This window comes from Variovorax sp. PvP013, from assembly GCF_050435945.1.
GTDB lineage: Bacteria > Pseudomonadota > Gammaproteobacteria > Burkholderiales > Burkholderiaceae_C > Variovorax.
Window position 1 is genome coordinate 1 of the sequence record NZ_JBNDLF010000028.1, and the last position, 1,268, is coordinate 1,268.

A 1,268-nucleotide genomic window follows, 5' to 3' on the forward strand; every position below is an offset into this window, starting at 1 on the left:
TCGCGCCCGGCGGCCTTGGCCGCGTACATGGCCGCGTCGGCGCGCTGGAGCAGCGCGTCCACCCCCGCCACCCCCGGGGCCATCGTCGCCACGCCCGCGCTGACCGTGTAGGCGATCGTGTGCTCGCCCACGCGCACCGGCTGGGCCGCCACCGCGCGGCACAGCCGCTCGGCCAGCGCCGCGGCCGCCTGCGTGTCCGCCCCCGGCAGCAGCGCCACGAACTCCTCCCCGCCCAGGCGCGCGACCGTGTCGTGCGCCCCGAAGGTCGCCCCCAGCGCGGCGGCCAGGTGGCGCAGCACCGCGTCGCCCGCGGCGTGGCCGAAGCGGTCGTTGACGGCCTTGAAGTGGTCCGCGTCGATCATCACCACCGACAGCGCGCGCGGCGCGCGCCGCCAGCGCTCGATCTCCAGCTCGGCCGCCTCGAACAGCACGCGCCGGTTGGCCAGCCCCGTGAGGTGGTCGGCCCACAGCGAGCGGCGCATCGCGTCGGTCGCCTCGCGCCGCTCGGAGACGTCGCGCAGGATCAGGCTGTAGCCCGCGCCGCGCGCGGCGTCCGGGGCGTCCTCCCCGGCGGGCTCGCCCGCCGCGCCCGGCTCGCTGACGGGCGCGATCAGGCAGCTGCCCCAGAAGCGCGTGCCGTCGGCGCGCCGGCGCCAGCCCTCGTCCAGGCTCCAGCCGCTGTGCTCGGCCTCGCGCAGGCGGTCGGCCGCGCGCGCGGGGTCCATCGCCTCTCCCGGGTAGAACAGCGCGTAGTGCGCCCCGAGCACGTCGGCCTGGGTGAAACCGGTCACGCGCTCGACGCCGGGGTTCCAGTCGCAGCAGCGCCCGTGCGCGTCGAGCGCGACGAGCGCGTAGTCGGTCAGGCCGGTGACGATGGTGTGGATCCAGGCCTGGCTCTGGCGCAGCTCGCGCTCGCGGCGCACCGCCTGGGTGGCGTCGCCCAGCACGGCCATGAAGCGCTCGGCGTCGAGCTTGAGCAGGCTCAGGGAGAGCACCTGGGCGTCGCGCCGGCCGCTGCGCGCGGGGTCCACGTGCAGGTGCATGGCGTCGCACACCATGCCGCTGGCCGCGGCGAAGGCCTCGGCGCGCAGGCGCAGGTCGGGCGCCACGTCGGCCAGCGCGACGAACAGGTTGGCCAGGTCGCCGTCGCGCGACAGCGGCATGAGCAGCTGCGCGCACAGCGGGTTGACCATCACGATCTCGCCGTCGGCGCGCAGCTGCGCCAGACCGATCGGCGCGATGTAGAGGAACTGCAGCAGCGCCTCGTA

At 76.4% G+C, this 1,268-nt stretch carries 1 protein-coding gene; it reads right to left on the reverse strand.

The genetic code is table 11. The features are described from left to right. Positions 1 to 1,268 (reverse strand): diguanylate cyclase (locus ABID77_RS22585; protein WP_429600733.1); only part of this gene is annotated, 1,268 nt, incomplete at both ends.